This window comes from Pseudomonas migulae (assembly GCF_043225285.1).
In the GTDB taxonomy this organism is placed as follows: Bacteria; Pseudomonadota; Gammaproteobacteria; order Pseudomonadales; family Pseudomonadaceae; genus Aquipseudomonas; species Aquipseudomonas migulae_C.
Map to the genome: position 1 here is coordinate 547,962 of NZ_CP171224.1, position 23,243 is coordinate 571,204.

The window sequence follows — 23,243 nt, forward strand, 5'->3', positions numbered from 1 at the left end:
TCACAAATACAGTTCGTACTAGGATTGGATCACGGATCTGAATCTATCACGGAGTTTGCCCTCGTCATGAACCTTCCCGTCAACGACCTGCCCGACCTGCAAATCGACACCTCCCTCACCTCGCCCAAAGGCTCGGCCGCCGCGCAAAAGGCACTGGATTATTACTTGAAACCCACTGTGTCCGAAGAGGCGGAGGAAGAACGTTTCTTTGATGTGAACCGCAACGTCAGCAGCGAGGAGGCACTGGTGCGGGCTTCAGACCTGCTGCGCTGCGCCGCCGCAACGGCGTCCGAGGCCGCGAACAACCTGCGCGGTGTCCATCGGGACCTGGCATGTTCGACGGTGCACATGATCGACATGGCCAAGGCGCTGCTGGATCGATCCCTGGACGGGATTCATCACGCATAGGACAAGGAGAGATATTTCGAAGGGCGCGGGAAAGAATTTTCCAATCGCGCAGATAAAATCATTTGACTTGCAAACGAGAATGATTATTATTGCATGCAACTGGTCGCGAGATCAGTCGATTGTCCAAGTGACCTTAGGTCGGTCTCCTGGACTATCTCCTCATCAGGCTAATCACGGTTTTTGACCCGGCTTTTTGCCGGGTCTTTTTTTTGCCAGTTATTCTGGCTTTACCTTCAGGCTAATGAAGTCTTTGGGTGCTGCAAATTCGATGGCGCGGATAATATCAAAAGAATATCGGTTGGCAAGAGAAGCCCGGCAACATTGGCTGAAACTAACGATAAATAGCACTTGAGAATCAATCGCACACTCTCTAAGCTGCGACGGCGTCAAGGAGGACGCCCCCCCCCTACACCCCGCAATTTCTCCCGGTTTTTCCCTTCCCAGCGTGTAAAGTAGCAGCCATAAAAATCATATTCAGGAATCGACTATGACCGTGGCTAAATCCTCTTTCGACATCCGTGCAGACTTTGACAGCGGCAACATTGAAGTGCTGGATATCAGCAATCCATTGCAAGCGCTGTTGGCTATCAAGCCGGACACCCGCAGCCAGCATTTCCAATGGTTTCATTTCAAGGCCAGCGGCCTTCACGTCGGTCAGGAACACTGGTTTCGTCTGAGCAACGCCAGCAAATCCTCGTACAACAAAGCCTGGGACGGTTATCAGGCAGTGGCGTCCTACGACCACGTCAACTGGTTCCGGGTGCCGACCATTTTCGAAGGCGACTGCCTGCGTTTCAGCCTCGAAGCCACCGCCACCCACGCCTGGTTCGCCTATTTCGAACCCTACAGCCGTGGTCGCCATGACTGGCTGATCGAGCAAGCCCTGACCAAGGCCGGCACCGAGCTGCTGGCCACCGGCAAGAGCGTTGAAGGTCGTGACATCCAGTTGCTGCGTAAAGGCACCGGTGCCGAAGGTCAGCGCAAGGTCTGGATCATTGCCCAGCAACACCCCGGCGAGCACATGGCCGAATGGTTCATGGAAGGCGTGATCGAGCGCCTGGAACGGCACGACGATCCGGTATTGAACAAGCTGCTGGCCAGCGCCGACCTGTACCTGGTGCCGAACATGAACCCCGATGGCGCTTTCCACGGTCACCTGCGCACCAACGCCATGGGTCAGGACCTCAACCGCGCCTGGCAGAGCGCCAGCCAGGAGATCAGTCCGGAAGTCTTTTTCGTACAGCAGCAAATGGAAAAGTACGGTGTCGACCTGTTTATCGACGTCCACGGCGATGAAGAAATCCCCTACGTGTTCACCGCCGGCTGCGAAGGCAACCCGGGCTACACGCCGCGGATCGAAAAACTCGAAGAGCATTTTCGCAGCCACCTGAAACACCTGACCAAGGACTTCCAGACCAAGCACGGCTACACCCGCGACGAACCGGGAAAAGCCAACATGACCCTGGCCTGCAACAGCGTCGGTCAGAAATTCGACTGCCTGTCGCTGACCCTGGAAATGCCCTTCAAGGACAACAACGATGCGCCGAACCCGCTCACCGGCTGGTCGGGCAAGCGCTCCAAACAGTTGGGCAAGGACGTGTTGACCACGGTAGCGGACGTGATCGATTCAGTTCGCTAATCCCTCAAAATGGCTGCATGCCCGACATGCAGCCCTGCTTTATTGCGCCGCGATACGTACGCAATCCTCTGGCCCCAGCAAACGCCCATCCTCGGCGCGTAGCTCCAAAGCCCGCACCGGCTGACCGTTTTCCCGATCAACCACTCGCGAGTGCGCCTCCCCTTCCTCGTAAAAAAAAGCTTCGCCCCACTGCCGCAAGCCGATGATCAGCGGGAACAAGCCCTTGCCCTTGTCCGTCAGCACATACTCCTGATACGCGCTGCCGTCCGAAGCCGGCACCAGATCAAAAATCCCGTGGGTCACCAGCGTGCGCAACCGCGCCGACAGGATGTTCTTCGCCATGCCCAGACTGCGCTGAAACTCGCCGAATCGGCAGAGGCCATCGAAGGCATCGCGCACGATCAACAACGACCACCAATCGCCAATGGCATCCAGAGAGCGGGCAACCGGGCATTCGGCGCCTTCCATGCTTGTGCGTTTGGCCATGAATCCGCCCTCGAAAACAAATGTGGTTGCAATATAAAACCGGCTTCCTTACCGTACAACTGGTTTTATTTAGAAACCACATTAGGAGCCCGGCATGAAGCCCACTCACACAACACTCAGCAACGGCGTCGTGCTGCTATTCGCCGTCGCTTGCGGTCTGGCCGTTGGCAACGTGTATTACGCCCAGCCCTTGCTCGATGCCATGGCCGAGGCGTTCGGCATGGACCCGGCCACCATCGGCATCGTCGTGACGCTGACCCAGGTGGGTTACGGGGTTGGATTGTTGCTGCTGGTGCCCCTCGGCGATTTGCTGAATCGCCGACGCCTGATCGTCACGCAAACCCTGCTGTCGGCACTGGCCTTGTTGATGATCGCATTGGCGCCGAACAGCATTTGGCTCTTGCTTGGCATGACGTTGACCGGGCTCTTGGCGGTCGTGACACAAGTGCTGGTGGCCTACGCCGCGACCTTGGCCATCCCGGCGCAGCGCGGGCGCGTCGTCGGCGTGGTCACCAGCGGCATCGTCGTCGGTATTCTGTTGGCGCGGACAGTGGCAGGCGGTATGGCCGATCTGGCGGGTTGGCGCTCGATTTACCTGCTGTCGGCGGGCTTGACCCTGGTGATGGCGCTGCTGCTGTTTCGCGTGCTGCCGAAACACGAAGCCCCACAACCTGCCAGTTCATACGCGGCGTTGCTCGGTTCGGTGTTCATGTTGTTCAAGGAAGAACCGGTGCTGCGTCAACGGGCGGTGCTGGCGCTGCTGACGTTCGCCAGCGCCATGGTGCTGTGGACGCCGATGGTGTTGCCGTTGAGCGCCCCGCCGCTGTCGTTGTCCCACACGCAAATCGGCTTGTTCGGGCTGGCCGGCGCGGCCGGTGCACTGGCTGCCGCGCGCGCCGGGCATCTGGCTGATCGCGGTTTGGGTCAATGGGTCAGTGGATTGTCCCTGCTGTTGATGCTCGCTTCCTGGGTGCCGATCGCCCTGACTCAATCCTCGTTATGGGCCTTGCTGCTGGGCGTGATCACTCTCGATCTGGGCTTGCAGGCGGTGCACGTCACCAGTCAGAGCATGATCTACAGCGTGCGCCCGGAGGCCCAAAGCCGTCTGACCGCCGGTTACATGCTGTTCTACTCGATTGGCAGCGCGCTGGGTTCGATCGTCTCGACGGCGATGTACGCCTGGGCCGGGTGGCTCGGAGTCTGCCTGTTGGGTGCCGGGATCAATGCCGTGGCGTTGGGTTACTGGTGGCTGACGCTGAAAAGTGGCGCACCGGCACGATGCGCCACACAAACCGGCTAGCCGCGATCCTTGCCCCGCAACATGCTGTCGAGCACGTCATCGCGGCGCACCCAGCCGTGAAACAACGCCGCCGCCAGATGCAGCAGTACGGTCAGGAACAGCAGATACGCCAGGTACCCGTGCGCCTTGCGCAGGAACGCAAACACCTGGGCATTCGCCGGCACAATTGACGGCAACTGCAACGAGCTGCTGAGCATCACCGGGTCGCCCGCTGCCGAAATCATCGCCCAGCCGAGCAGCGGCAGGATGAACATCAAGGCGTACAGCAAAACGTGCGAAGCCTTGGCCGCCAGCACTTGCCAACCCGGCAGGTCCGCCGGCAATGGCGGTTGCCGGGTGGAAAAGCGCACCGCGAGGCGCACGATCACCAGCAACAGAATGGCGATGCCCAGCGGTTTGTGCAGATGGATCAGCCACTCATGCCGCTCCGAGACGGAAGCGGCCATCCCCGCGCCGATAAACAGCATGGCAATGATCATCAACGCCATCAGCCAGTGCAGCAGTCGCGCCAAGGGAGCGAAATGGTTCGGTTGAGCGCTCATTGTTGAGCCTCCTGTTTGGCGGCGGGCAGCTGGCTGACTTCACTGGTGCGACGCAGGTAGGAACTGGCGTAACCGGCGGAACGAGCGGCGAGCAACGGGTCGTCGGAGCCTTCGATACCGGCCGGCAATACCAGCGGGTCGTAGTTGATGTCGCGGCATTCGCCATTGAGTTGCGGCTGAGTGCTTTCGAGCACCAGCGTGCCGGCGTTCACCACTTTGCGACCGTCGGGCCAGGCCTTGCTGGCGTCATTGACCGGGTCGCCGGGGTTGGCCAGCGTGATGTTCAACTGCCAACGCAGGGGCCCTGCCGCGATTCGCTGGACGAGGTCTTTCTCAAGAAAATCGCTACCCTCGGGCGCCGTGGCGCCTGCCGCGTCCTGCGCCACGGGCACCATGCTCCAGCGCACCGCCTGCTTCTGCCCGCTCGCGTTGACCAGGTAAAACGCGTTGACGCTGTTGTAGGTTTCCGTCACGTAGCTGGCGGACGGTTTGGCGGTCTTGATCCAGGCCAGGAACGGCCCGGCTTCCGGGTGCGCACCGAAGAACGCCGGCACCGCAGTCGGGTTGGGTTTGCCGGTGGCCGGGTCCGGCGACTGGGCTTGCTGCAACTGGTAGAACGCTTCCGGCGTGCCCACCGGGAACACCGGCATGCTGTTCATCCCGGTGCGCCACTGTTGGCCGTTGGCCTGGGTGAAACGCAGCGCCAGGCTGCGGATCGGCACCGCGCTGTCCGGCGCGTAAGGATTGCCGGCCGGCAACGCGAAACGCCCGACCACCGGGGTCCGCGCGTCATTGAAGACTTGAGCGCTGGAGTAGCTGCGCGCTTCGCCACTGCTCTCGAAATGCCCGATCACGCACACGCCTTTGGAGTGATTGCGTCGAAACCCGGGGTGCACGCCGTTGTTGGTTTCCAGCACGTTGATCAGTTTTTTCGGGGTCAGGCGCTGTGGGTCAAAGGTGCCATTGACGTAGGCAAATGCCCCGGCAATCGCAGCGACCACCACGGCGATGCCAGCCAGGCGCAACGTCAGGCTCGCGGCACTCAAGGGGGGCCGGTTGGGCGGTGATGAGCGATCTACCATGAAAGACTCCAGGGCCATCGGCCACAAGTGAGAAGAATCAAGCAGACGAACCACGCGAACGTTTATTCCATCGCGCGGTATTTATTTTTTCGGGCGTGGAATAACCTTCGGTGCCGGGCGTCTTCCGGGTGTCCGGTCTCACAAATACGTTCCTTTTTGGCGAGTGGCTGTTGTTGCCAGACAAGGCGCCGCGACGCGTCATAGCTCGCTATGGCAAGGAGCGGTAACGCAGTATGGCGACAACAGACGCCGCCAAAAAGGAAACGTATTTGTGAGACCGGATACCCCCCAGCGTAGTGACTAGTCAGAAATTCATGATCGATATCGACGAACAACTGAGTGAAATCATTCCCAGATTGCGCCGGTTTGCCGTGTCGTTGACGCGCAACCCGAGCAGCGCCGACGACCTGGTGCAATCGTGCCTGGAGCGGGCGCTGTCGAGCTGGGGCGACAAACGTCCCGAAGGTGATTTGCGGGCCTGGCTGTTTTCGATTCTCTATCGGCAATTTCTCGACGCTCACCGGCGCTCGCGGCGCTATGCGCGAATGCTCGAATTCTTTACCGGCCGCGACGACAGCCAGCCGTCGGTGGAACGCACCGTGATCGCCCAATCGACCCTGCAGGCTTTCGATCAGCTCAACACCGAGCAGCGTGCGTTACTGCTCTGGGTGTCGGTCGAAGGCCTGAGTTACAAAGAGGTCGCGGAGATTCTCGACGTCCCCGTCGGCACCGTCATGTCGCGCCTGTCCCGCGCCCGCCAGGCCTTGCGCCAACTCAGCGACGGCGAAATCACCCGCCCTTCCCTGCGGAGACTCAAATGATCAGCATGCCCCCGAGCGAGCGAGACCTGCACGCGTACGTGGATCACCAACTCAGCGAGGACGACCGACGCCTGGTGGAAACGTTTCTGGCGAGCAACGCGACCATCGCGGCGCAGGTTCGCGCCTGGCAGCAGGACGCGCAGCAATTGCGCGCGGCCCTCGGCGGCGCGTTGCAACAACCCGCCAACCCGGCCCTCGACCCGGTGCTGATTCGCCAGCGCCTCAAGCGCCAATCACGCCGCCATCTGGCCAGCGCCGCCGTGTTGTTGATTGCCGTGAGTGTCGGCGGATTCAGCGGCTGGAAGGCGCGGGAAATGACCCTCCTCAGCGCGGCGGCGCCGATGACCGATGCGATGCAGGCCTATCGACTGTTTGCCCAGCAAGGCTTCCTGCCAGCGGATTACAAGGTCAGCGATGACGGCGATATGCAGGGTTGGCTCGACCGCTATTTCACCCAGGCCCATCGCTTGCCGGACCTTTCCGGTGCGGGGTTCAAACCGCTCAGCGGGCGTCTGCTCAGTACCGAACAAGGGCCGGCGGCGATGGTGGTTTACGAGGACAGCAGCGGGCACAAGATCAGCTTCTACGTGCGCCCGCCGGGGCCGAAGAATTTCCTGTTGCCGAGGGGTAGTCGCAGTGACGGCGGATTGCAGGCCGAGTACTGGTCGGGCAGCGGTTACAACTACGCAATGGTCAGCCCGAGCGACACGCCGACGGCTCAGATACTCAAGCAAACCCTGCAATTCTGAACCGTACGCCAACCCTTGTAGGAGCCGGCTTGCCGGCGAAAAACGCAAGGGCTCCGCGTTTATCCAGGAAAAACGCGTCATCGTTAACGTCCATCGCCGGCAAGCCGGCTCCTACAAGGGATCGTGGTGTTTTCAGTTTTGGCCGAAAACCTGGGATGGCCGTCGCAACAACGGATCAAACGGATTGATCCGCGGCCCGATCAGCGCCGCTTCGCGCTTGAGCATCTCCACCACCGTCGGTAAACGATCAGGCCCCAATCGATCACTCACCGTGGCGACACTCAACGCCGCCACCGCCCGCCCCTCTCGATCGAGAATCGGCACTGCCACGCCAGCCATGCCTTGCAGCACGCCGGTGTTGCGCCCGGCGTAACCGAGGGCGCGCACGTTCTCGACTTCCGAGCGCAGGAACACCTCGTCGTACAGGTGGAAATCCTTCAGCCGCGGCAAGTTGTAATGGATCACCGTGTCGCGCTCTTCCTCGGGCAGGAACGCCAGGATCGCCAGGCTGCCCTGACCCACTCCCAACGCCACCCGCCCGCCGATGTCGCCGGTAAACGTACGAATCGGAAACGGCCCCTCACTGCGATCCAGGCAGATCGCATCAAAACCACTGCGCGCCAGCAGGAACAACGAATCCCCCAGCGAAGCCGACAGCCGCAGCAATGACGGCCGCACCAGTTCGCGCAGGTTTCCGGTATTGCCGGCCCGCGCCGCCAGGGCAAAAAAATCCAGGCTCAGGCGATAGCGCTTGCTGCGCGCGTCCTGCTCGACCATGCCTTCGTCCATCAGACTGCGCAGCAAGCGGTGGGTGGTCGGTTGCGACAGACCGATGCGCTGGGCCAGTTGCGTCACGCGCTCCCCGCCCTCGACGGTATCGCCCAGCGTGCGCAGCACGGCAAACAGCCTGGAGACGGCACCGACACCGACCTCATTTTTATTTTTATTCCGCTCAGTGGAATCAGTCATGTCATTTCTCGACAATTAATTTGCTCACTGAATGAAACTGAAAATAGTCATCGCTTCAGTGAAATAGGCCATTGAGCCCATCCTAGTCTTCGTCCTAATCTGCGTCCACAGGGGCGATTCGAACAACAGCGGCAGCCGACTCAAGTCGAGCGCCAACGCACCCCGCAAGACCCTTTCGTATCTGCCCATACAAAAAAGCGCGACCTCAGGCCGCGCATAACAATCTCAGGTGGAGCGCAGTCATGGCTTTTGTGCAACTTGAAGGACTCGGCAAACGTTACGGCGCGATCGACGCCGTCGTCGCCACCAACCTCTCGGTCGAGAAAGGTGAGTTCGTGTCCCTGCTCGGCCCCTCCGGCTGTGGCAAAACCACCACCCTGCAAATGATCGCCGGTTTCGTCGAAGTCACCAGCGGGCGCATCCTGCTCGACGGTCGGGACATCACCCACGCCAAACCCGCCAGCCGTGGCCTGGGCGTGGTGTTCCAGAGTTACGCACTGTTCCCGCACATGACCGTCAGCGACAACGTGGCTTTTGGCCTGCGCATGCGCAAAGTGCCCAACGGCGAGTTGCAGCAACGGGTGGACCGGGTGCTGAAACTGGTGCGCCTCGACCAACACGCCGAGCGTTATCCACGGGAATTGTCCGGTGGTCAGCGCCAGCGTGTGGCCCTGGCCCGGGCGCTGGTAATCGAGCCGCCAGTGCTGCTGCTCGACGAGCCGCTGTCCAACCTCGACGCCAACCTGCGCGAAGAAATGCAGTTCGAGATCCGCCGCATCCAGCGCGAAGTCGGGATCACCACATTGATGGTGACCCACGACCAGTCCGAAGCGCTGTCCATCAGCGACCGCGTGGTGGTGATGCAGGCCGGGCGCATTACCCAGATCGACGCGCCCTACACCCTTTACGAGCACCCGCGCACCGAGTTCATTTCCGGTTTTGTCGGCAAGGCCAATCTGCTGCCCGGCGCACGTGACAGTGCCGGTGTGGTGCAGGTGAGCACGGGCGGCGATCTGACCCTGAGCCTGCGTCCGGAAAAAATCGATCTGCGGGAAACCGGCCAGGGTCGTCTGCAAGGCCAGATCGTCAGCCGTTTTTTCCTCGGCAGCCAATGGCTTTACGGCGTGTCGACCGCCCTCGGCGAACTCTGCGTGGTGCGCCGCAACGACGGCTCCGCCCCGATGAACGAAGGCACGGCGGTCGGCCTCGACTGGGACGCGACGTTGCTGCGGGTATTGAGCGTCGACGAGGTGCCGGCATGAGTACACTCGCCGCCGCCCGCCAGGGACGTCAGGGTTATCTGTTGTCGGCCCCCGCGCTGGCGTTGTACGTCTGCCTGTTGGTGATCCCGTTGCTGTTGACCCTGGTGTTGTCGTTCAACGTCTTCGACTACAGCTCGGGAATCAACGGCGACGCTTACACCGTCGACCATTACAGCAGCCTGCTGGGTGATCCGTACTTCTACGAAATCTTCCTGCGCACGTTCTGGATCAGCGCCCTGACCACCCTGCTTTGCGTGGTGATCGGCGTGCCCGAGGCCTACATCCTCAGCCGCATGGGCGCGCCGTGGCGCTCGATTTTCCTGATCCTGATCCTCACGCCGCTGCTGATTTCGGTGGTGGTACGCGCCTTCGGCTGGAGCCTGTTGCTCGGTGCCGACGGCCTGGTCAACCAAACCCTGCAAGCCTTCGGCGGTTCGCCGATGAAATTGCTCTACACGCCATTCGCTGTGGTGATTGCACTGGTCCACGTGATGCTGCCGTTCATGATCATCCCGGTCTGGACCTCATTGCAGAAACTCGACCCTGCCGCTGAGCAGGCCGCGTTGTCCCTCGGTGCCAGCCACCTCACGGTGATGCGCAAAGTGGTGCTGCCGCAAATCATGCCCGGCGTGCTCTCCGGCACCTTGATCGTGTTCGGCCTCGCCGCCAGCTCCTTCGCCATTCCCGGCCTGCTCGGCGGGCGCCGGATCAAGATGGTCGCCACGCTGATCTACGACCAGTACCTGTCGGAACTGAACTGGCCGATGGGCGCCGCCATCGCCGTCGCGCTGCTGTTGCTCAACCTGCTGATCATGCTGTCGTGGAACCGAATGATCGAAGGCCGCTACAAGAAGTCATTGGGATAACTCGTCATGTCCAAGAACGGTCCTTTCGCCCTGCTGTTTCATACCCTGGTGGTGCTGTTCATGCTCGCGCCGCTGGTGGTGGTGTGCCTAGTCGCTTTCACTCCGGAAAACACTCTGAGCTTGCCGACCACCGAGTTTTCCCTGCGCTGGTTTCGTGCAGTGTTCGAGCGCGCCGACTTTGTCGATGCGTTCTACAACAGCCTGATCCTGGCGTTCAGCGCGGCCAGCCTGGCGACATTGATTGCAGTGCCGGCGGCGCTGGCGATCACCCGTTTCGAGTTCCCCGGACGGGACTTTTTCAATGGCCTATTCCTGTCGCCGATCATCATTCCGCACCTGGTGCTGGGCGTTGCCCTGCTGCGGTTGTTCGCGCTGATGGGGGTCAACGGCAGCTTCGCCTGGCTGATCTTTGCCCATGTGCTGGTGATTACGCCGTATGTGTTGCGGCTGGTGCTGGCCTCGGCGATTGGTCTGGATCGCAGCGCCGAACACGCGGCGCAATCCCTGGGTGCCGGGCGCTTCACGCTGTTCCGCCAGATCACTCTGCCGATGATTTTGCCGGGCGTCGCCGGGGGGTGGTTGCTGGCGTTCATCAACAGTTTCGACGAGGTCACGCTGTCGATTTTCGTCACCTCGCCGGCCACGCAAACCTTGCCGGTGCGCATGTACGTGTACGCCACCGAATCCATCGATCCGATGATGGCGGCGGTGTCGGCCCTGGTGATTGCGCTGACCGCGGCGACGATGATTCTGCTCGATCGGGTCTATGGCCTGGATCGGGTTCTGGTAGGTAAACAATGAGGGCGCCATGGCTCTGCTGAAACGACTGGCCGAAGGCGACCGCCCGGCCCTGGACTTTACCCTCGACGGCCAACCGGCCAGCGGTCTGCTGGGCGACACCGTGCTGACCGCGGTGCTGACCTGCAGCGAACACTTGCGCGGCAGCGATTTCAGCGCCGAACCTCGCGCCGGGTTTTGCCTGATGGGCGCGTGCCAGGACTGCTGGGTCCGCCTGGGCGATGGCCGCCGGGTGCGCGCGTGTTCGACGTTGCTTGAAGCCGGCGAACACATCCGCCGCGAACCGGGGCGATCCCTATGAACACACATTACTTCAGCGCAAACCCAATCCACTGTAGGAGCCAGCTTGCTGGCGATCGCGGTGTGTCACTCAACATCAATGTTGAATGTGAAGCCGCCATCGCTGGCAAGCCAGCTTCTACAGGGGAACTGTGTCGGGCACAAAAATTGTGGCCAACCCCAATCCACTGTAGGAGCCGGCTTGCTGGCGATCGCGGTGTATCAGCCGGCATGGACGTTGAATGTGTAAACCTGATCGCGAGCAGGCTCACTCCTACAAGGGATCTGTGCCGGGCACAAAAATTATGGTCTCCCCACACCCACTGTGGGAGCGAGCCTGCTCGCGATTGCGGTGTGCCAATCGACATCGATGTTGGATGTTTGGCCGCTATCGCCGGCAAGCCAGTTTCCACAAGGGGGCGGGGATGAATTCGGTGGTGATTGTCGGTGCCGGCCCGGCCGGGATTCGCGCAGCGCAGACGCTGGTGGCGCATGGTGTGCGCCCTGTTTTGCTGGACGAATCCGCACGCGGTGGCGGGCAGATTTATCGGCGCCAACCGGCGAATTTCAAACGCTCGGCGGTCAAGCTGTATGGCTTCGAAGCGCGCAAGGCGAACGCCTTGCACCAAACCCTTGACGAGCTGCGCGAGCAAATCGATTACCGCCCGGACACGCTGGTGTGGAACGCCGAAGCCGGTGCGCTCGACATCCTGCACGAGAACCGTGCCGCACGCCTGGCGTTCTCGCGGGTGATCGTCGCCACGGGTGCCACCGACCGGGTGTTGCCGGTCCCGGGCTGGACACTGCCGGGGGTCTACAGCCTCGGCGCCGCGCAGATCGCCCTGAAATTCCAGGGCTGCGCCATCGGTGAGCGGGTGGTGTTTGCCGGCAGCGGACCGTTGCTCTACCTGGTGGCGTATCAATACGCCAAGGCCGGGGCGAAAGTGGTCGCGGTACTCGACAGCTCCCCATTCAGCGCCCAGGCCCGTGCCCTCCCCGGCCTGCTGGCGCAACCGGCGACATTGGCCAAAGGCATTTATTACCGCAGCTGGCTGACCGCCCACGGCATTCCGGTGCATCAGGGTGCAACCCTGAAACGCATCGAGGGCGAGCAGCGAGTGCAAGCACTGAGCTGGTCCGACGCCAGCGGCGAACACCCGCTGGCCTGCGACGCCGTCGCGTTCGCCCACGGCTTGCGCAGTGAAACCCAACTCGCCGACCTGCTCGGCTGCGCCTTCAACTGGAACCCGCTCAATCGTGCGTGGCTGCCGCAACGCGACAGCGCCGGGCGCAGCAGCGTCGCCGAGGTGTACCTGGCCGGTGACGGCGCCGGCATCATGGGCGCCGACGCCGCGGAAATGGCCGGCGAACGCGCAGCCCTCGCCTTGCTGGAAGACATCGGTTACCTGATCCCGCCACAACGCGGCGTGCAACTGGAGCAGGCGCTTGGGCGAATCGACACCTTTCGCCACGGCCTCGAACGCGCCTTCGTTTTCCCCGAACACTGGGCGGCCAACACCGCTGACAACGTAATGATCTGCCGTTGCGAAGAAGTCCGCGCCGGCGACATCCGCGAAGTCGTGCGCGAAGGCCATTGGGAGATCAATCGGGTCAAGGCCCATTGCCGGGTCGGCATGGGTCGTTGCCAGGGCCGGATCTGCGGTGCCGCCGCCGCAGAAATCATTGCCTGCGAAAGTCAGCGCGCGGTGTCCGACATCGGGCGGCTGCGAGCGCAGGCTCCGATCAAACCGTTGCCGTTTGGCCTGGAGATCGAGCCATGATCGAGGTCGACGCAGTCATCATCGGCGGCGGCATTGTCGGCGCCTCCGCCGCGCTGTTCCTCAGTCAGGCCGGTCAGCGCGTGGCCCTGCTGGAACGGGATTTTTGCGGCTCGCATTCCAGCGGCGTGAACTACGGCGGCGTGCGTCGTCAGGGTCGACCGCTGTCGCAATTGCCGTTGTCGCAACGGGCTCATGAGATCTGGGGCCACTTGCCGCAGTTGATCGGCATCGATGGTGAGTACCAGCGCAGCGGCCACTTGAAACTGGCCCGCAGCCTCAACGACCTGCGTGCGTTGCAGGACTATGCCGCAAGCAGTCAGGGCTTCGGTCTCGATTTGCAATTGCTCGACCAGGCCGGTTTGCGCGCGCGTTTTCCATGGGTCGGCGACGTGGCGGTCGGCGCCTCGTTTTGCCCGGACGACGGTCACGCCAACCCGCGCCTGGTGTCGCCAGCGTTTGCTCGGGCGGCACGGCGGCATGGCGCGCAAGTTCATGAACAATGCGCGGTCAGTGCAGTGGAGCACGACGGCCAGCGCTTTCGCGTCAGCAGCCAAAACGGTCTCGAACTGCACGCACCGTGGCTGTTGAATTGCGCCGGCGCATGGGCAGGAACACTGGCCGAACAATTCGGTGAAGCCGTGCCGATGCACGCCGGGCACCCGGCGATGCTGGTCACCGAGCCGTTGCCGCTGGTGATGGATGCCAGCACCGGGGTCGAGGGCGGCGGGATTTATGCGCGTCAGGTCGCGCGCGGCAATTGCGTGCTCGGCGGCGGCCAGGGCTTTGCCCTCGACGATGCCCGCGCACGTCCCGGTCAACACGCGGTGATCGAGATCCTGCGCCAGGCCGTCGAGCTCTATCCGTTTCTTGAAGGTGCCCAGGCGATTCGTACCTGGAGCGGCACCGAAGGTTACCTGCCCGATCGCCAGCCGGTGATCGGCCACAGTGGCACCCAACCCGGCCTGTTGCACGCGTTCGGCTTTGCCGGCGCAGGCTTCCAGATCGGCCCTGCGGTGGGCCAGGCGCTCACCGAGATCATCTGCAGCGGCGCCTCAACCACGTCGCTGGATGCGTTTTCCATCACCCGGTTTCACTCCATCTCCGTTGCTTGATAGAGGAAGGTCGCGCCAATGAATAACGTCAAACGCACTGCACTGCTCGGTTTTTCATGCCTGAGCGCCCTGTTCACGGTCGCCCAGGCCCACGCCGAACCGACGCTTTACCTCGGCATGAACGGCGGGACCATGGAGCGGCTCTACGCCGACAAGGTGCTGCCGGCTTTCGAGAAAGCCAACAACGTCAAAGTGGTGATCGTGCCCGGCACGTCCGCCGACATCCTGGCCAAGGTCCAGGCCAGCAAAGGCAACCCGCAGATGCACGTGATGTTCCTCGACGACGGCATCATGTACCGCGCCATCGCCATGGGCCTGTGCGACAAACTCGAAGACAACCCGACCCTGGCGCAGATCCCGGCCAAGGGCCGCATCAAGGATCAGGCCGTGGCCGTCAGCCTCGGCGTCACCGGGCTGGCGTACAACACGCGCCTGTTCAAGGAAAAAGGCTGGGCGACACCGACCTCGTGGATGGACATGGCCGACCCGCGCTTCAAGGACAAACTGGTGTTCCAGTCGATGGCCTCCTCGACCTTCGGCCTGCACGGCTTCCTGATGTTCAACCGGATTCAGGGCGGCAGCGAAACCGACGTCGAGCCGGGTTTCAAGGCCTGGCCGAACACGGTCGGGCGCAACGTGCTGGAATACATTCCAAGCTCGGCGAAGATTTCCGAAATGCTCCAGACCGATGAAGCGGCGCTGTTCCCGCTGACGCCGACCCAGGTCACCGCGCTGAAACTCAAGGGCATGCCGGTCGAGTACGCGCAGCCTAAAGAAGGCGCAGTGGTCCTCAACGTCGCCGAATGCGCGATTGCCAACAACACCCAACCGGAACTGGCGCAGAAACTCGCTGCGTTTCTGTTGACCCCCGATGCGCAAGCCGCCGCGCTTGAAGACGGCGACCAGATCCCGTCCAACCCGAACACCCCGACCACGGACAAGACCCGCGGTCAGGTCGAGGCGATGAAAAAGTACCTGGATACGGCGATTGCCATCGACTGGGATCAGGTCAACGAACAGCGTCCGGCGTGGAACGCGCGGTGGAATCGCAGTATCGAGCGGTAGATCTCAATCTATCGAATACCTTAATCCCCTGTAGGAGCGAGCTTGCTCGCGATGGTGTGTCAGTCAAAGTGATGTCGACTGACACACCATCGCGAGCAAGCTCGCTCCTACAGGGGGGGCGTCGTGACTAAAAACCGACATCCAGAATCACATTGTCCTGATACGTCCCCGCCGGCGGGGTGGTCTGGTCGGTGTAGATTTTCGCGTTGTAATTGAAGATCTGACTGCCGGTGCCCAGGCCATTACCGGGGTTAACCTCTGCATCACTACTGGCCCGGCGGGCGCTGCCAACATTGCCCCAACGCGTGGTCCCGGCACTTTTGAAAATGTCATACGCCAGATAATTGCTGCCGGAAATCATCCGCCGCCGCCCACCGACACTGACCGGTTGTGAACCATCGCTCAGCCCCACGGTGTAAGCGCTGCCCTTGGTGCACGCCAGGTTGATGGTCTGGCCAGTCACCGCCGTGAACGCACTGATCACCGGCGCGCTGCCGAAATTGATGTTCGGCGCGGTGATGGTGCAGTCATTGGCGACCGTCAGATTGACCGTCAGCGAGGTGGTGCCGCTATTGATGTCGCGTCCCAGGCACAGGCTGCCGGCACCAATGCCTGAACAGTAATTCCAGCTCCAGAAAATGCTCAGGGTTTCGGTATAGACCCCCGCTGACACGTTACTGCCGATGGTCGTGCCCAGATAAATCGGTGCGGTTTTCGGCACCACGCTGCCCAGCAAGCCCAGCGCATCGATGATCCCGTTGCGCGCGAAGTCGAACGCCGTGCCGCGGGTGATCGGGTAACTGGTGGAGTTATTGGCATACAGCGTGTAACCGATGACGTCACCGTTGGGCCCCAGCAGTCCGGATTGAGTCGAAGTAATCGTGGCGTAGAAGTGATCGTTGGTGGTCAGCAACGAAAGCAATGATCCCGTGCAACTCAACCCCCCGTTCAGGGTTGAACTGGACTGCGACACGGTGCGCACGGCAATCGAGCTCAGCGAGCCGAATGCCACAGGGGTGGTCGTGACCGCCGAGCACAATGCCCACGCCGAACCGGGCAGCCACAAGACCACCAGCATCAGCCACTTCACCGCACTCACCGACACACCAGCGGCCCGATCAGCGGGATCTGATCCTGCTTCATATCGACCGCGAACTGCACCTCGCAGGTGTTCCCGTCGGCCAGCGTCACTCGCAACGTGTTCTGCGCCTGCAGATTTTCCAGGTACACCAGACCGTCCCAACCGACCACGGTGTGCGTGCCGCTCTGTTCATGGACAACGCCACTGCCCAAGGCCAGTTCTTGCTGCTGCGCATCCACCAGCACGATGCTCGCGGCAATCACCCGGTTCAATGGAAACTCCAGCAGGTAACCGCTGCCGCGGCGCACGGCTATACGCTGTTCGACGTTCGGGCTGCGCACATTGGCCGGCAGGTTCAGCGGATCGATTTCATATTTGCCACGGTAGTAAGCGCTGCTCCACGGCACCAGCAGGTGACCGTTGCGATCGGTCTGGCCGACCTGCTGGTTTTCGTAACGCACCGGGATGTCGGCATAGCCATCGGTGCTGACCACCACAAACGCGTCGTCGATGCGGTTGGCGGCGAACACCTGACGGTCCATCCACACCAGCGACCCACTGGCATCCGCCCAACGGGTTTCGGCGTCACTGTTGCCGTAGACACCCGCCTGCAACTGCACCGATTGCAAGCGCCAGGTCAGGTCGGCCTGGCGATAGGCCGGTCCGTCGCCGTGGGCGTAGCCGAGGTTGAAACCGACCCCGCCTTCCGTCGGCACGGACCGACTGTAGTTGACCCGCTGCTGGCTCTGCCCGGTCTTGCTGCGCTCGCTGCTGATCGCCAGGCTGCCACGCAGGTCGAACGGGATCACCAGCTGCGCCTGCACCGCCCAATTGCTGTCGCCGATCTCGCGGTTGGCCGACAGGTAAAAACTGGTGTTTCGCCACAGCGGTTTGCTCCACGTCAGGTTGAGCAAACGGGTGCGCGAATCGTCCGCCGCGCGTACGTCGAAATACCCGGCGCCGAGGCTGCCCCAGGTATCGAGGTTGAGGCTGAGCGTCGCCTGTTCGCTGCGCTTGCTGAGAGTCGCGTAAGGGCTGTCGATCACCGTCAGGTCGGCGTATTGATCGCGGCGTTGCAGGCGTTGATACGAGAAGCTGTAGCGCTGACTGCTGTATTGATAGCCGAGGCTGAGTTGCTGACCGCTGTCGCCGTCGAACTGGCTTTGACTCAACGCGGTGTTCAGTACGCCGAAGTTGCCGAGGCGCAGATTGCCGCCGATGCCGCCGAGGGTCAGCGAGTCCGACGCCTCGGCATGACTTTCCACGGTGAAGTTATCGCTCAGGCCGTAGCGCAGGCTGCCGGACGAGACACCGGGACCGTAACCGAAATCGCGAATGCCGTAGTCACGGCGCAAGGTCCCGGCGGCCACCGAAAAATCGCTCAGGCCCTTTTGCAGCAAATTGCTGGTGACGTAAAACGGCACGGTGGTCGAGACTTGCCGGCCGAGGGCATCGGTAGTGACCACCATCGCTTCGCCGGCGCCGTTGATGAACGGAATGTTGGTCAGTGTGTAAGGGCCGGGTTGCAGGTCGGCGCTGCTGGATTTGTAGCCGTTGATGAACAGATCGACCGAGGATGGCACCGCCGCTTCGCCGGCAAACTGCGGCAAGGGATAGGTCACCAGGTCCGGACGCACCGCGAAGTCCCGCGACACTTGCACCCCGCCCATGCGCACCGAACTGCTCCAGGGCAATGCGCCGCTGACCAGGTCACCGGCCTCGTAGGTCAGTAACCGTTCATCATCGGAGTAACGCCAGGTGGTGTCGTAACGCAGGTAGCCGTTGTTCAGTGTGCTGACCGAATCACCCGACAGTGTACGGCGGTATTGACCGGTGTTGGACAGCGTTCCCCAGCTATCGAAGAAGCGCACTTCATTCCACGCCGCGAGGTAAGTGCCGGCATCATCGGTGTCGTTGAGGTACAGGTCGTAGTTGAGCAGCGCCCCGAAACTGCTCAGGGCCGGGGTTCGCGGGTAGGCGTCGCGGTTGCCGACAAACTGTTCCGGCAGCCAGTTCGGCGGCACGTCGAGCAGCAGGCGCTGACCGGCGCTGTCGTACTCGCTGTGCAGGCCCGACAGGCTGTCGAGGTCGACTTCGGCGTCGAGGTGCTCCGGCAGCTTCATGCCGGTTTCACGCAACGCGCCAGCCTGCAGGAAAAATCGCCCGTTGCGCTGCTCCACCGCGACGACGCGCCCGGTATTCATCTGATTGACCACCAACTCCAGAAACAACTGTGCATCGGCCACGGCCTCCATACCGCTGGGTGGGGGCGGCAAATCGGCTGCCCCGGACGGGCACGCGAACGCCAGGCACCCCACACAACTCATGGCCCACAACGAACACTGGAAACTGCGAGCCCAACGCTGGCTCATTACCGTTTTACGTCCGTCAATGGACCTGTTCTCCCTTTCCCCTCAGCGACAGATCAGCGCGCTGGGGTAATGCTTTGTACCTGCGGCGCACCGTTCACCCGAACCTGCAACGCCGGATCCCCCGCCACCGGACCGGGCGCCGGCCAACGCATGATCGCGCCCGGCAACACGTAACCGAGCAGACCTTCCACCAACGGTTTGGTCTGCCCACCCTGCTTCAAGGCCACGTCGGTCAACCGCGCATGCACCGCCCCCTGGTTGCGCACCTCGACATAGGGCCGACCGTCCACCGCCACCGTGCGCCAGCTCAAATCGGGCAGTCCCGCGCCCTTGGGATCGCGTTTGCGGCTGGTGTCCTCCTTGCTCCACAGACCCGCGCCGTAGGCGAACAACGGCACCGAATAACGCATCTGGAAACGAATCGCCGCAGCGGTCTTGCCTTCTTCGGCAACGGGCGATTTCGCCGAGGGTATTTCATCGATGATGATGCGATAGGCCAGCTCCTGCCCCGGTGGAATCTCCCGGGTGCGCGTCAGGCGCACCAGCTGTTTCTGGCCCGGTTCGATCTTCGTTACGGGCGGGCTGCCGATCACGTCGCGCTGGTTCTGGTACTGGTCACTGAAACCGCTCTGGCTCCAGGCGAATACCCGAATCTGCAAATTCGCCGGTTCATCGCCGCGGTTTTCCAGCCACAAGGCACTGGCCTGCTGATCGGCCTCCAGCACCGGGTCGATCGGCCAGATCAGCACCGAACTGGCCGCCTGCACCTTGACCGCCGCCGCCAACAACATCATCGCCAACACTGCCTGACGCACGACCGAATGCCGCTGCGAAGGACCACCCATTTGCCTACTCCTATGCCTTCCAGGCTCGATCAAAAAAACGCCGCATTACCACGACAGCTGCACTTGCAGCACATCGCTGTAGGTCCCTCCAGGCTGATTGCCCGGTAACTGCACCTGACCGTAGATCGGCAGGCGAATGTTGTTCGCGTCGGTATACGCCACGGCCACGGTTTGCCCGATCCCCAGGCTCTGGCTGTACGCCGCGTCGCGAAACAACTGGTACGCCACACGGTTGCTGCCGGTGGTCAGCTGCATGTGCCGACCGCTGCTGTTGTACTGGCCGCCATCGACCGTCATGTTCATCGTCACCCCCGGCGTGCATTGCAACTGCACGCCCCCGCTCAGGGCCACTTGCACTGTGCCGGTGGCCAGTGCCGACTGGTTGCCGAAGTTCAGGCTGCCGTAATTCGAGACGCCGCCGACCACCAGGCAACCGGGAGTCACCGTGGCATTGACCTGAAAACTCTGGCTGGTCACCGCCGCCAACGGCATCGGCACACTGGCCGCACACAACAACACCAGCACCGCGCCTCCATGGCGGTTCATGGCGCTAGAACGTCAGTTCGACGGAAATCGTGTCGCTGTAGGTGCCCGCCGGGAGCCCGGCCTTGCCCTTGGCCTGACCGTAGATGTTCACGGTCTGCGCCACGCCAGTGCTGGCAGCCAGGTTGATCACCCCGTCGATGGCCAAAACCTGGGTATGTCCGGAGTCGGTGTACAGGTCGTACGGCACATAGTTGGCGACACCGTCGTACAGCGCACGGGTCCCCCCCGTCGACAGTCCGTCGTGGGCGCCGGCCCGGACCTTGATCGTTGGCGTGGTGCCGCTGGAGCACAGGATCGACAACGCCCCACCGCCACCGCCCAGCACCTGGCCGTCGACAGTGGGGAACAGGCTGTTGGCGGTACCGAAATTCAAGGCACCGAAATTCAGCCCGCTGGACCCACCGGCCCCGTTAACCTGACAACTGCTGATCAGGATCAGGCTGGAAGTGATCTGGCCGGTGACCGTGGTCGCCGCGTGGGCACTGGACGCCAGCGTCAGGCCGAGCAGTGATAAACCTATCCTTTTAGCGAGCATGTGCATGGAGTCCGTCCTCTACGGGTTTACCAATCGAGCGTCACGGTCAGGGTGTCGGTGTAGACACCGGCCGGTACCGCGCGGGAGTTCGCCACCACCGAGCCAAACACCGGAATCGGTATTCGGGCCCCGCTGGTGACAGCGAAATTGTGTTGCTGGCCGATGCTGTAGCTCTGGTTTCCAGAGGCATCGAGGAACAGTTGATAAGGGAGGGTCTGGCGACCGTTGCTCAGGCGCCGGGTGGTGCCGTCGCCATGGGTGCCGCCATCGATGGTGACGGTGAAGCCGGTGACCGACGGGTTGCAGGCGACATTCAGCTTGCCGCTGCCGTCTTCGCCGAGGCTGGCTTTGATCGGAGTGTTCCAGGTCGGGCCCTGCTGGCCGAAATCAAGCGTACCGAAATCACTGACCGGGCTGCCGGCGCTGCCACCGTTGGTGACTTCACAGCCGGCCATGATCGTCAGGCGCGCGTAGATCTGGCCGCTGATCGCCGCGTGTGCGACGCCCGTCAGCAATACCCCTGCCCCTGCGGCCATCCCTATCCAGAATCTGTTTGTCATAACGCCAATCCCAATTCCTTCAGGACTCAAAAAACCGGACGTCCAACGAGGAGCGCCCCCTTCCCTGCGCCACCCGAATCCATCGGGGGCCATTACCTGTTCGCGGCTACCAGGTGACTGTCACCTTCACCAGGTCTGTATAGCGACTGACCCGGGGAATCTCCGCCAGCGGCTCGATTCGCGCATACAACGGTAGATCGACCGAACCCGTATCCGGCACCCGTCCACTCATGGGCACGTCCACCGCCAGCGGGATCAACCGCGCGGGGTCTTGATAGAGCCGATAAGGAATGGGCTTGCTGCCGGCGGAGCCCGCCATGTAACGCACATCACCGACGCCACCGTGCAGGCCGCCGTCGACGCGTAATTGATAAGGGGTATCGGGATTGCATTCGAGACGGGGCAGGCGCTCGTTCATCAGCGCCGCGCCCAAAGGTCCGGCCGGGTCATCCAGGCGCGCGGTGGGGCCGAAGTCCAGCACACCCAATTGTTCGACGCCCGCGCTGCGTTGTTGCCCGACCAGCTGACAGCCGCGCTGCACGTCAACCCGCACCTGCACTTGAAGTTCTGCGGCCAACACCTGCGTACTGAGCATCATGCCCGCGACTGCCAATACCACAATTCCATTCACGTCCCCATTCCTTGTTTGGGGTGGCTTGTTCAAGTCAGGTTAGCAACGCAGCGAGGATTTTCCAGTTATCCGGGGAAAATTGGATCCAGGGAAAGAGTGTGCTTTTGTGTCGAGATACTGGCGAACAACCATCACTCCTGCGGACAATTAGCTGTACACCCCGCACATTTCTGTCCAAATATACCGCTCAGCCGTCGACACAACTGGAAGCAAATTTCCTGTATTGGTTACACTACGCCCCGCAACTCGGGGAGCCTGCCTGACGAATACGGGGTGATATCAGTGGCCGTTCGACCGCCCAACCGTTCGCGTTTTACATCACGCTGGCCTGCGCTGCGCCGCTTCTTCGCCAAGGCATCGAACCTGTCCGCCGGTCATTCGCCGGCAGGCCGCGCGGTCCAGGACTACTTCCGCCACAAGGCCCACACCCAGGGCTACACCCTGAGCCACAGCCAGCAGCGCGTGATCGATTGCATGGCGCAGCACGCCGCCGCGCTGCTGGGCAGTTCGGCGAAACCTCTGCCGGGGCTTTATCTGCATGGTGCCGTGGGCCGCGGTAAAAGCTGGTTGCTCGACGGTTTTTTCCAGGCGCTGCCCATTGCCGAAAAACAGCGCCTGCATTTTCACGAGTTTTTCGCCCGGCTGCATCAGGGCATGTTCAGTCACCGCGAACAACCTGACGCGCTGGCGACCACCCTCGACGAACTGCTGAGCGATTGCCGGGTACTGTGTTTCGACGAGTTCCATGTGCATGACATCGGCGACGCAATGCTCATCACGCGGCTGTTCAAGGCCCTGTTTCGCCGGGGCATCCTGCTGTTGGTCACGTCGAACTACCCGCCCGAAGGCTTGTTGCCCAATCCGCTCTACCATGCGCGTTTCAAACCGGTGATCGACCTGATCAATGCACGCATGCAAGTCATGGAAGTCGGCGGCCCCCACGACTATCGCAGCCAGACCAGAACCCACGCGCAGCAGCTGTTCACCCAAGGCCACTACGTGTGGCCGGCCACCGTGGCCCAGCGTCAGGCCTTGAACCTACCCGAACCCGACGCGCCCGCTATCGCGTTGCCGGTCGGCACGCGGCATTTGCCTGCGCGCTACTGCGAAGGGCGCACCATCGGCTTCACCTTCGGCGACCTGTGCGACCAGCCCACCGCCGTCATGGATTACCTGGAGCTGTGCCGGCGCTTCGATCACTGGATCATCGACAAACTGCCCAGCCTCGCCGACTGTTCGATTGCTGCACAGCAGCGTTTCATCAATCTGGTGGACGTTCTATACGACCAGGACAAGCACCTGATCCTGCTGGGGCAACGCTCGTTGCGCGAAAGCCTGGGCGGGGATGCCATTGACCTGGCGCGCACCCGCAGTCGGCTGGGGCAGTTGATGGAGGTCAGGGAGCCGGTCTGACAGCAGGATCGCTGGTGTTGCATCTATCGCCATCGCCGGCAAGCCGGTCTCGCTCCCACACTTGACCGCGTTCGTGCGGACAACCCGGTCTAAAGTGGGAG

Annotated in this window: 24 protein-coding genes; 13 read left to right on the plus strand and 11 right to left on the minus strand. The window is 62.1% G+C overall.

The genetic code is table 11. The annotated features are described in order from the left end of the window. The first annotated feature begins 66 nt into the window (after positions 1 to 66). On the plus strand, positions 67 to 408 hold the full coding sequence (locus ACF6ZU_RS02630) for a DUF6124 family protein (RefSeq protein WP_392890376.1): 342 nt from the start codon (positions 67 to 69) through the stop codon (positions 406 to 408). A 487-nt stretch (positions 409 to 895) separates the two neighbouring features. Next, positions 896 to 2,047 carry a M14-type cytosolic carboxypeptidase gene (locus tag ACF6ZU_RS02635; RefSeq protein ID WP_392890377.1) on the plus strand — a complete coding sequence of 384 codons (1,152 nt, stop codon included), beginning with the start codon at positions 896 to 898 and terminating at the stop codon, positions 2,045 to 2,047. A gap of 39 nt (positions 2,048 to 2,086) precedes the next feature. On the opposite strand, the gene ACF6ZU_RS02640 is transcribed toward ACF6ZU_RS02635, so the two are convergent. After that, a complete protein-coding gene (locus tag ACF6ZU_RS02640; RefSeq protein ID WP_392890378.1) occupies positions 2,087 to 2,533 on the minus strand; it encodes a winged helix-turn-helix transcriptional regulator in 447 nt (148 codons plus the stop codon). A gap of 94 nt (positions 2,534 to 2,627) precedes the next feature. Here ACF6ZU_RS02640 and ACF6ZU_RS02645 point away from each other — a divergent pair, with 94 nt between their 5' ends. Next, entirely contained in the window at positions 2,628 to 3,833 is a 1,206-nt protein-coding gene (locus ACF6ZU_RS02645) for an MFS transporter (protein ID WP_392890379.1), read from the plus strand. Here the strand turns inward: ACF6ZU_RS02645 and ACF6ZU_RS02650 are convergent. Together ACF6ZU_RS02650 and ACF6ZU_RS02655 are read right to left on the minus strand one after the other, a co-directional pair. After that, positions 3,830 to 4,375, minus strand: coding sequence for a cytochrome b (locus ACF6ZU_RS02650; RefSeq protein ID WP_392890380.1), 546 nt, complete (start codon positions 4,373 to 4,375; stop codon positions 3,830 to 3,832). The genes ACF6ZU_RS02645 and ACF6ZU_RS02650 overlap by 4 nt on opposite strands. Further along, the gene (locus ACF6ZU_RS02655) at positions 4,372 to 5,457 is read right to left on the minus strand and encodes a catalase family peroxidase (RefSeq protein WP_392890381.1); all 1,086 of its coding nucleotides are present in this window, start codon (positions 5,455 to 5,457) and stop codon (positions 4,372 to 4,374) included. The genes ACF6ZU_RS02650 and ACF6ZU_RS02655 overlap by 4 nt, the downstream gene beginning before the upstream one ends. A 314-nt stretch (positions 5,458 to 5,771) precedes the next feature. Here ACF6ZU_RS02655 and ACF6ZU_RS02660 point away from each other — a divergent pair, with 314 nt between their 5' ends. Next, on the plus strand, positions 5,772 to 6,278 hold the full coding sequence (locus tag ACF6ZU_RS02660) for an RNA polymerase sigma factor (protein ID WP_392890382.1): 507 nt from the start codon (positions 5,772 to 5,774) through the stop codon (positions 6,276 to 6,278). Beyond that, entirely contained in the window at positions 6,275 to 7,027 is a 753-nt protein-coding gene (locus tag ACF6ZU_RS02665) for an anti-sigma factor family protein (RefSeq protein ID WP_392890383.1), read from the plus strand. Before ACF6ZU_RS02660 ends, ACF6ZU_RS02665 begins: the two co-directional genes overlap by 4 nt. A 132-nt stretch (positions 7,028 to 7,159) precedes the next feature. On the opposite strand, the gene ACF6ZU_RS02670 is transcribed toward ACF6ZU_RS02665, so the two are convergent. Continuing rightward, complete coding sequence (locus tag ACF6ZU_RS02670; RefSeq protein ID WP_392890384.1) at positions 7,160 to 7,996, minus strand: IclR family transcriptional regulator; 837 nt, start codon at positions 7,994 to 7,996, stop codon at positions 7,160 to 7,162. 242 nt (positions 7,997 to 8,238) lie between these two features. On the opposite strand from ACF6ZU_RS02670, the gene ACF6ZU_RS02675 reads away from it, so the two are divergent. The 7 genes from ACF6ZU_RS02675 to ACF6ZU_RS02705 all read left to right on the plus strand — a co-directional run bounded on the left by ACF6ZU_RS02675 (position 8,239) and on the right by ACF6ZU_RS02705 (position 15,159). Then, positions 8,239 to 9,258, plus strand: a complete 1,020-nt coding sequence (locus tag ACF6ZU_RS02675) for an ABC transporter ATP-binding protein (RefSeq protein WP_392890385.1) — start codon at positions 8,239 to 8,241, stop codon at positions 9,256 to 9,258. Continuing rightward, complete coding sequence (locus ACF6ZU_RS02680; protein ID WP_392890386.1) at positions 9,255 to 10,124, plus strand: ABC transporter permease; 870 nt, start codon at positions 9,255 to 9,257, stop codon at positions 10,122 to 10,124. The genes ACF6ZU_RS02675 and ACF6ZU_RS02680 overlap by 4 nt, the downstream gene beginning before the upstream one ends. Before the next feature lie 6 nt (positions 10,125 to 10,130). After that, positions 10,131 to 10,925, plus strand: coding sequence for an ABC transporter permease (locus ACF6ZU_RS02685; protein WP_392890387.1), 795 nt, complete (start codon positions 10,131 to 10,133; stop codon positions 10,923 to 10,925). A 7-nt stretch (positions 10,926 to 10,932) separates the two neighbouring features. Further along, a complete protein-coding gene (locus ACF6ZU_RS02690) occupies positions 10,933 to 11,223 on the plus strand; it encodes a (2Fe-2S)-binding protein (RefSeq protein ID WP_392890388.1) in 291 nt (96 codons plus the stop codon). A 403-nt stretch (positions 11,224 to 11,626) separates the two neighbouring features. Then, entirely contained in the window at positions 11,627 to 12,982 is a 1,356-nt protein-coding gene (locus tag ACF6ZU_RS02695) for an FAD-dependent oxidoreductase (protein WP_392890389.1), read from the plus strand. After that, entirely contained in the window at positions 12,979 to 14,094 is a 1,116-nt protein-coding gene (locus tag ACF6ZU_RS02700; RefSeq protein WP_392890390.1) for an NAD(P)/FAD-dependent oxidoreductase, read from the plus strand. The genes ACF6ZU_RS02695 and ACF6ZU_RS02700 overlap by 4 nt, the downstream gene beginning before the upstream one ends. A gap of 18 nt (positions 14,095 to 14,112) precedes the next feature. After that, positions 14,113 to 15,159, plus strand: a complete 1,047-nt coding sequence (locus ACF6ZU_RS02705; protein WP_392890391.1) for an ABC transporter substrate-binding protein — start codon at positions 14,113 to 14,115, stop codon at positions 15,157 to 15,159. 127 nt (positions 15,160 to 15,286) lie between these two features. On the opposite strand, the gene ACF6ZU_RS02710 is transcribed toward ACF6ZU_RS02705, so the two are convergent. The 7 genes from ACF6ZU_RS02710 to ACF6ZU_RS02740 all read right to left on the minus strand — a co-directional run bounded on the left by ACF6ZU_RS02710 (position 15,287) and on the right by ACF6ZU_RS02740 (position 21,729). After that, on the minus strand, positions 15,287 to 16,237 hold the full coding sequence (locus ACF6ZU_RS02710) for a spore coat protein U domain-containing protein (RefSeq protein WP_392894005.1): 951 nt from the start codon (positions 16,235 to 16,237) through the stop codon (positions 15,287 to 15,289). Positions 16,238 to 16,254: 17 nt separating this feature from the next. Next, positions 16,255 to 18,612 (minus strand): fimbria/pilus outer membrane usher protein, encoded by a 2,358-nt coding sequence (locus tag ACF6ZU_RS02715; protein WP_392890392.1) that lies wholly within the window; start codon positions 18,610 to 18,612, stop codon positions 16,255 to 16,257. A gap of 53 nt (positions 18,613 to 18,665) precedes the next feature. Continuing rightward, positions 18,666 to 19,457 (minus strand): molecular chaperone, encoded by a 792-nt coding sequence (locus ACF6ZU_RS02720; RefSeq protein WP_392890393.1) that lies wholly within the window; start codon positions 19,455 to 19,457, stop codon positions 18,666 to 18,668. 45 nt (positions 19,458 to 19,502) lie between these two features. Continuing rightward, a complete protein-coding gene (locus ACF6ZU_RS02725; RefSeq protein ID WP_392890394.1) occupies positions 19,503 to 20,003 on the minus strand; it encodes a spore coat U domain-containing protein in 501 nt (166 codons plus the stop codon). A gap of 4 nt (positions 20,004 to 20,007) precedes the next feature. Then, positions 20,008 to 20,544, minus strand: a complete 537-nt coding sequence (locus ACF6ZU_RS02730; RefSeq protein ID WP_392890395.1) for a spore coat U domain-containing protein — start codon at positions 20,542 to 20,544, stop codon at positions 20,008 to 20,010. A gap of 20 nt (positions 20,545 to 20,564) precedes the next feature. Then, positions 20,565 to 21,098: a spore coat U domain-containing protein gene (locus ACF6ZU_RS02735; protein WP_392890396.1), complete on the minus strand. Its 534-nt coding sequence runs from the start codon at positions 21,096 to 21,098 to the stop codon at positions 20,565 to 20,567. Between the two features lie 106 nt (positions 21,099 to 21,204). After that, positions 21,205 to 21,729 (minus strand): spore coat U domain-containing protein, encoded by a 525-nt coding sequence (locus tag ACF6ZU_RS02740; protein ID WP_392890397.1) that lies wholly within the window; start codon positions 21,727 to 21,729, stop codon positions 21,205 to 21,207. 282 nt (positions 21,730 to 22,011) lie between these two features. On the opposite strand from ACF6ZU_RS02740, the gene zapE reads away from it, so the two are divergent. Beyond that, positions 22,012 to 23,142, plus strand: coding sequence for a cell division protein ZapE (gene zapE / locus ACF6ZU_RS02745; RefSeq protein WP_392890398.1), 1,131 nt, complete (start codon positions 22,012 to 22,014; stop codon positions 23,140 to 23,142). Positions 23,143 to 23,243: the final 101 nt, after the last annotated feature.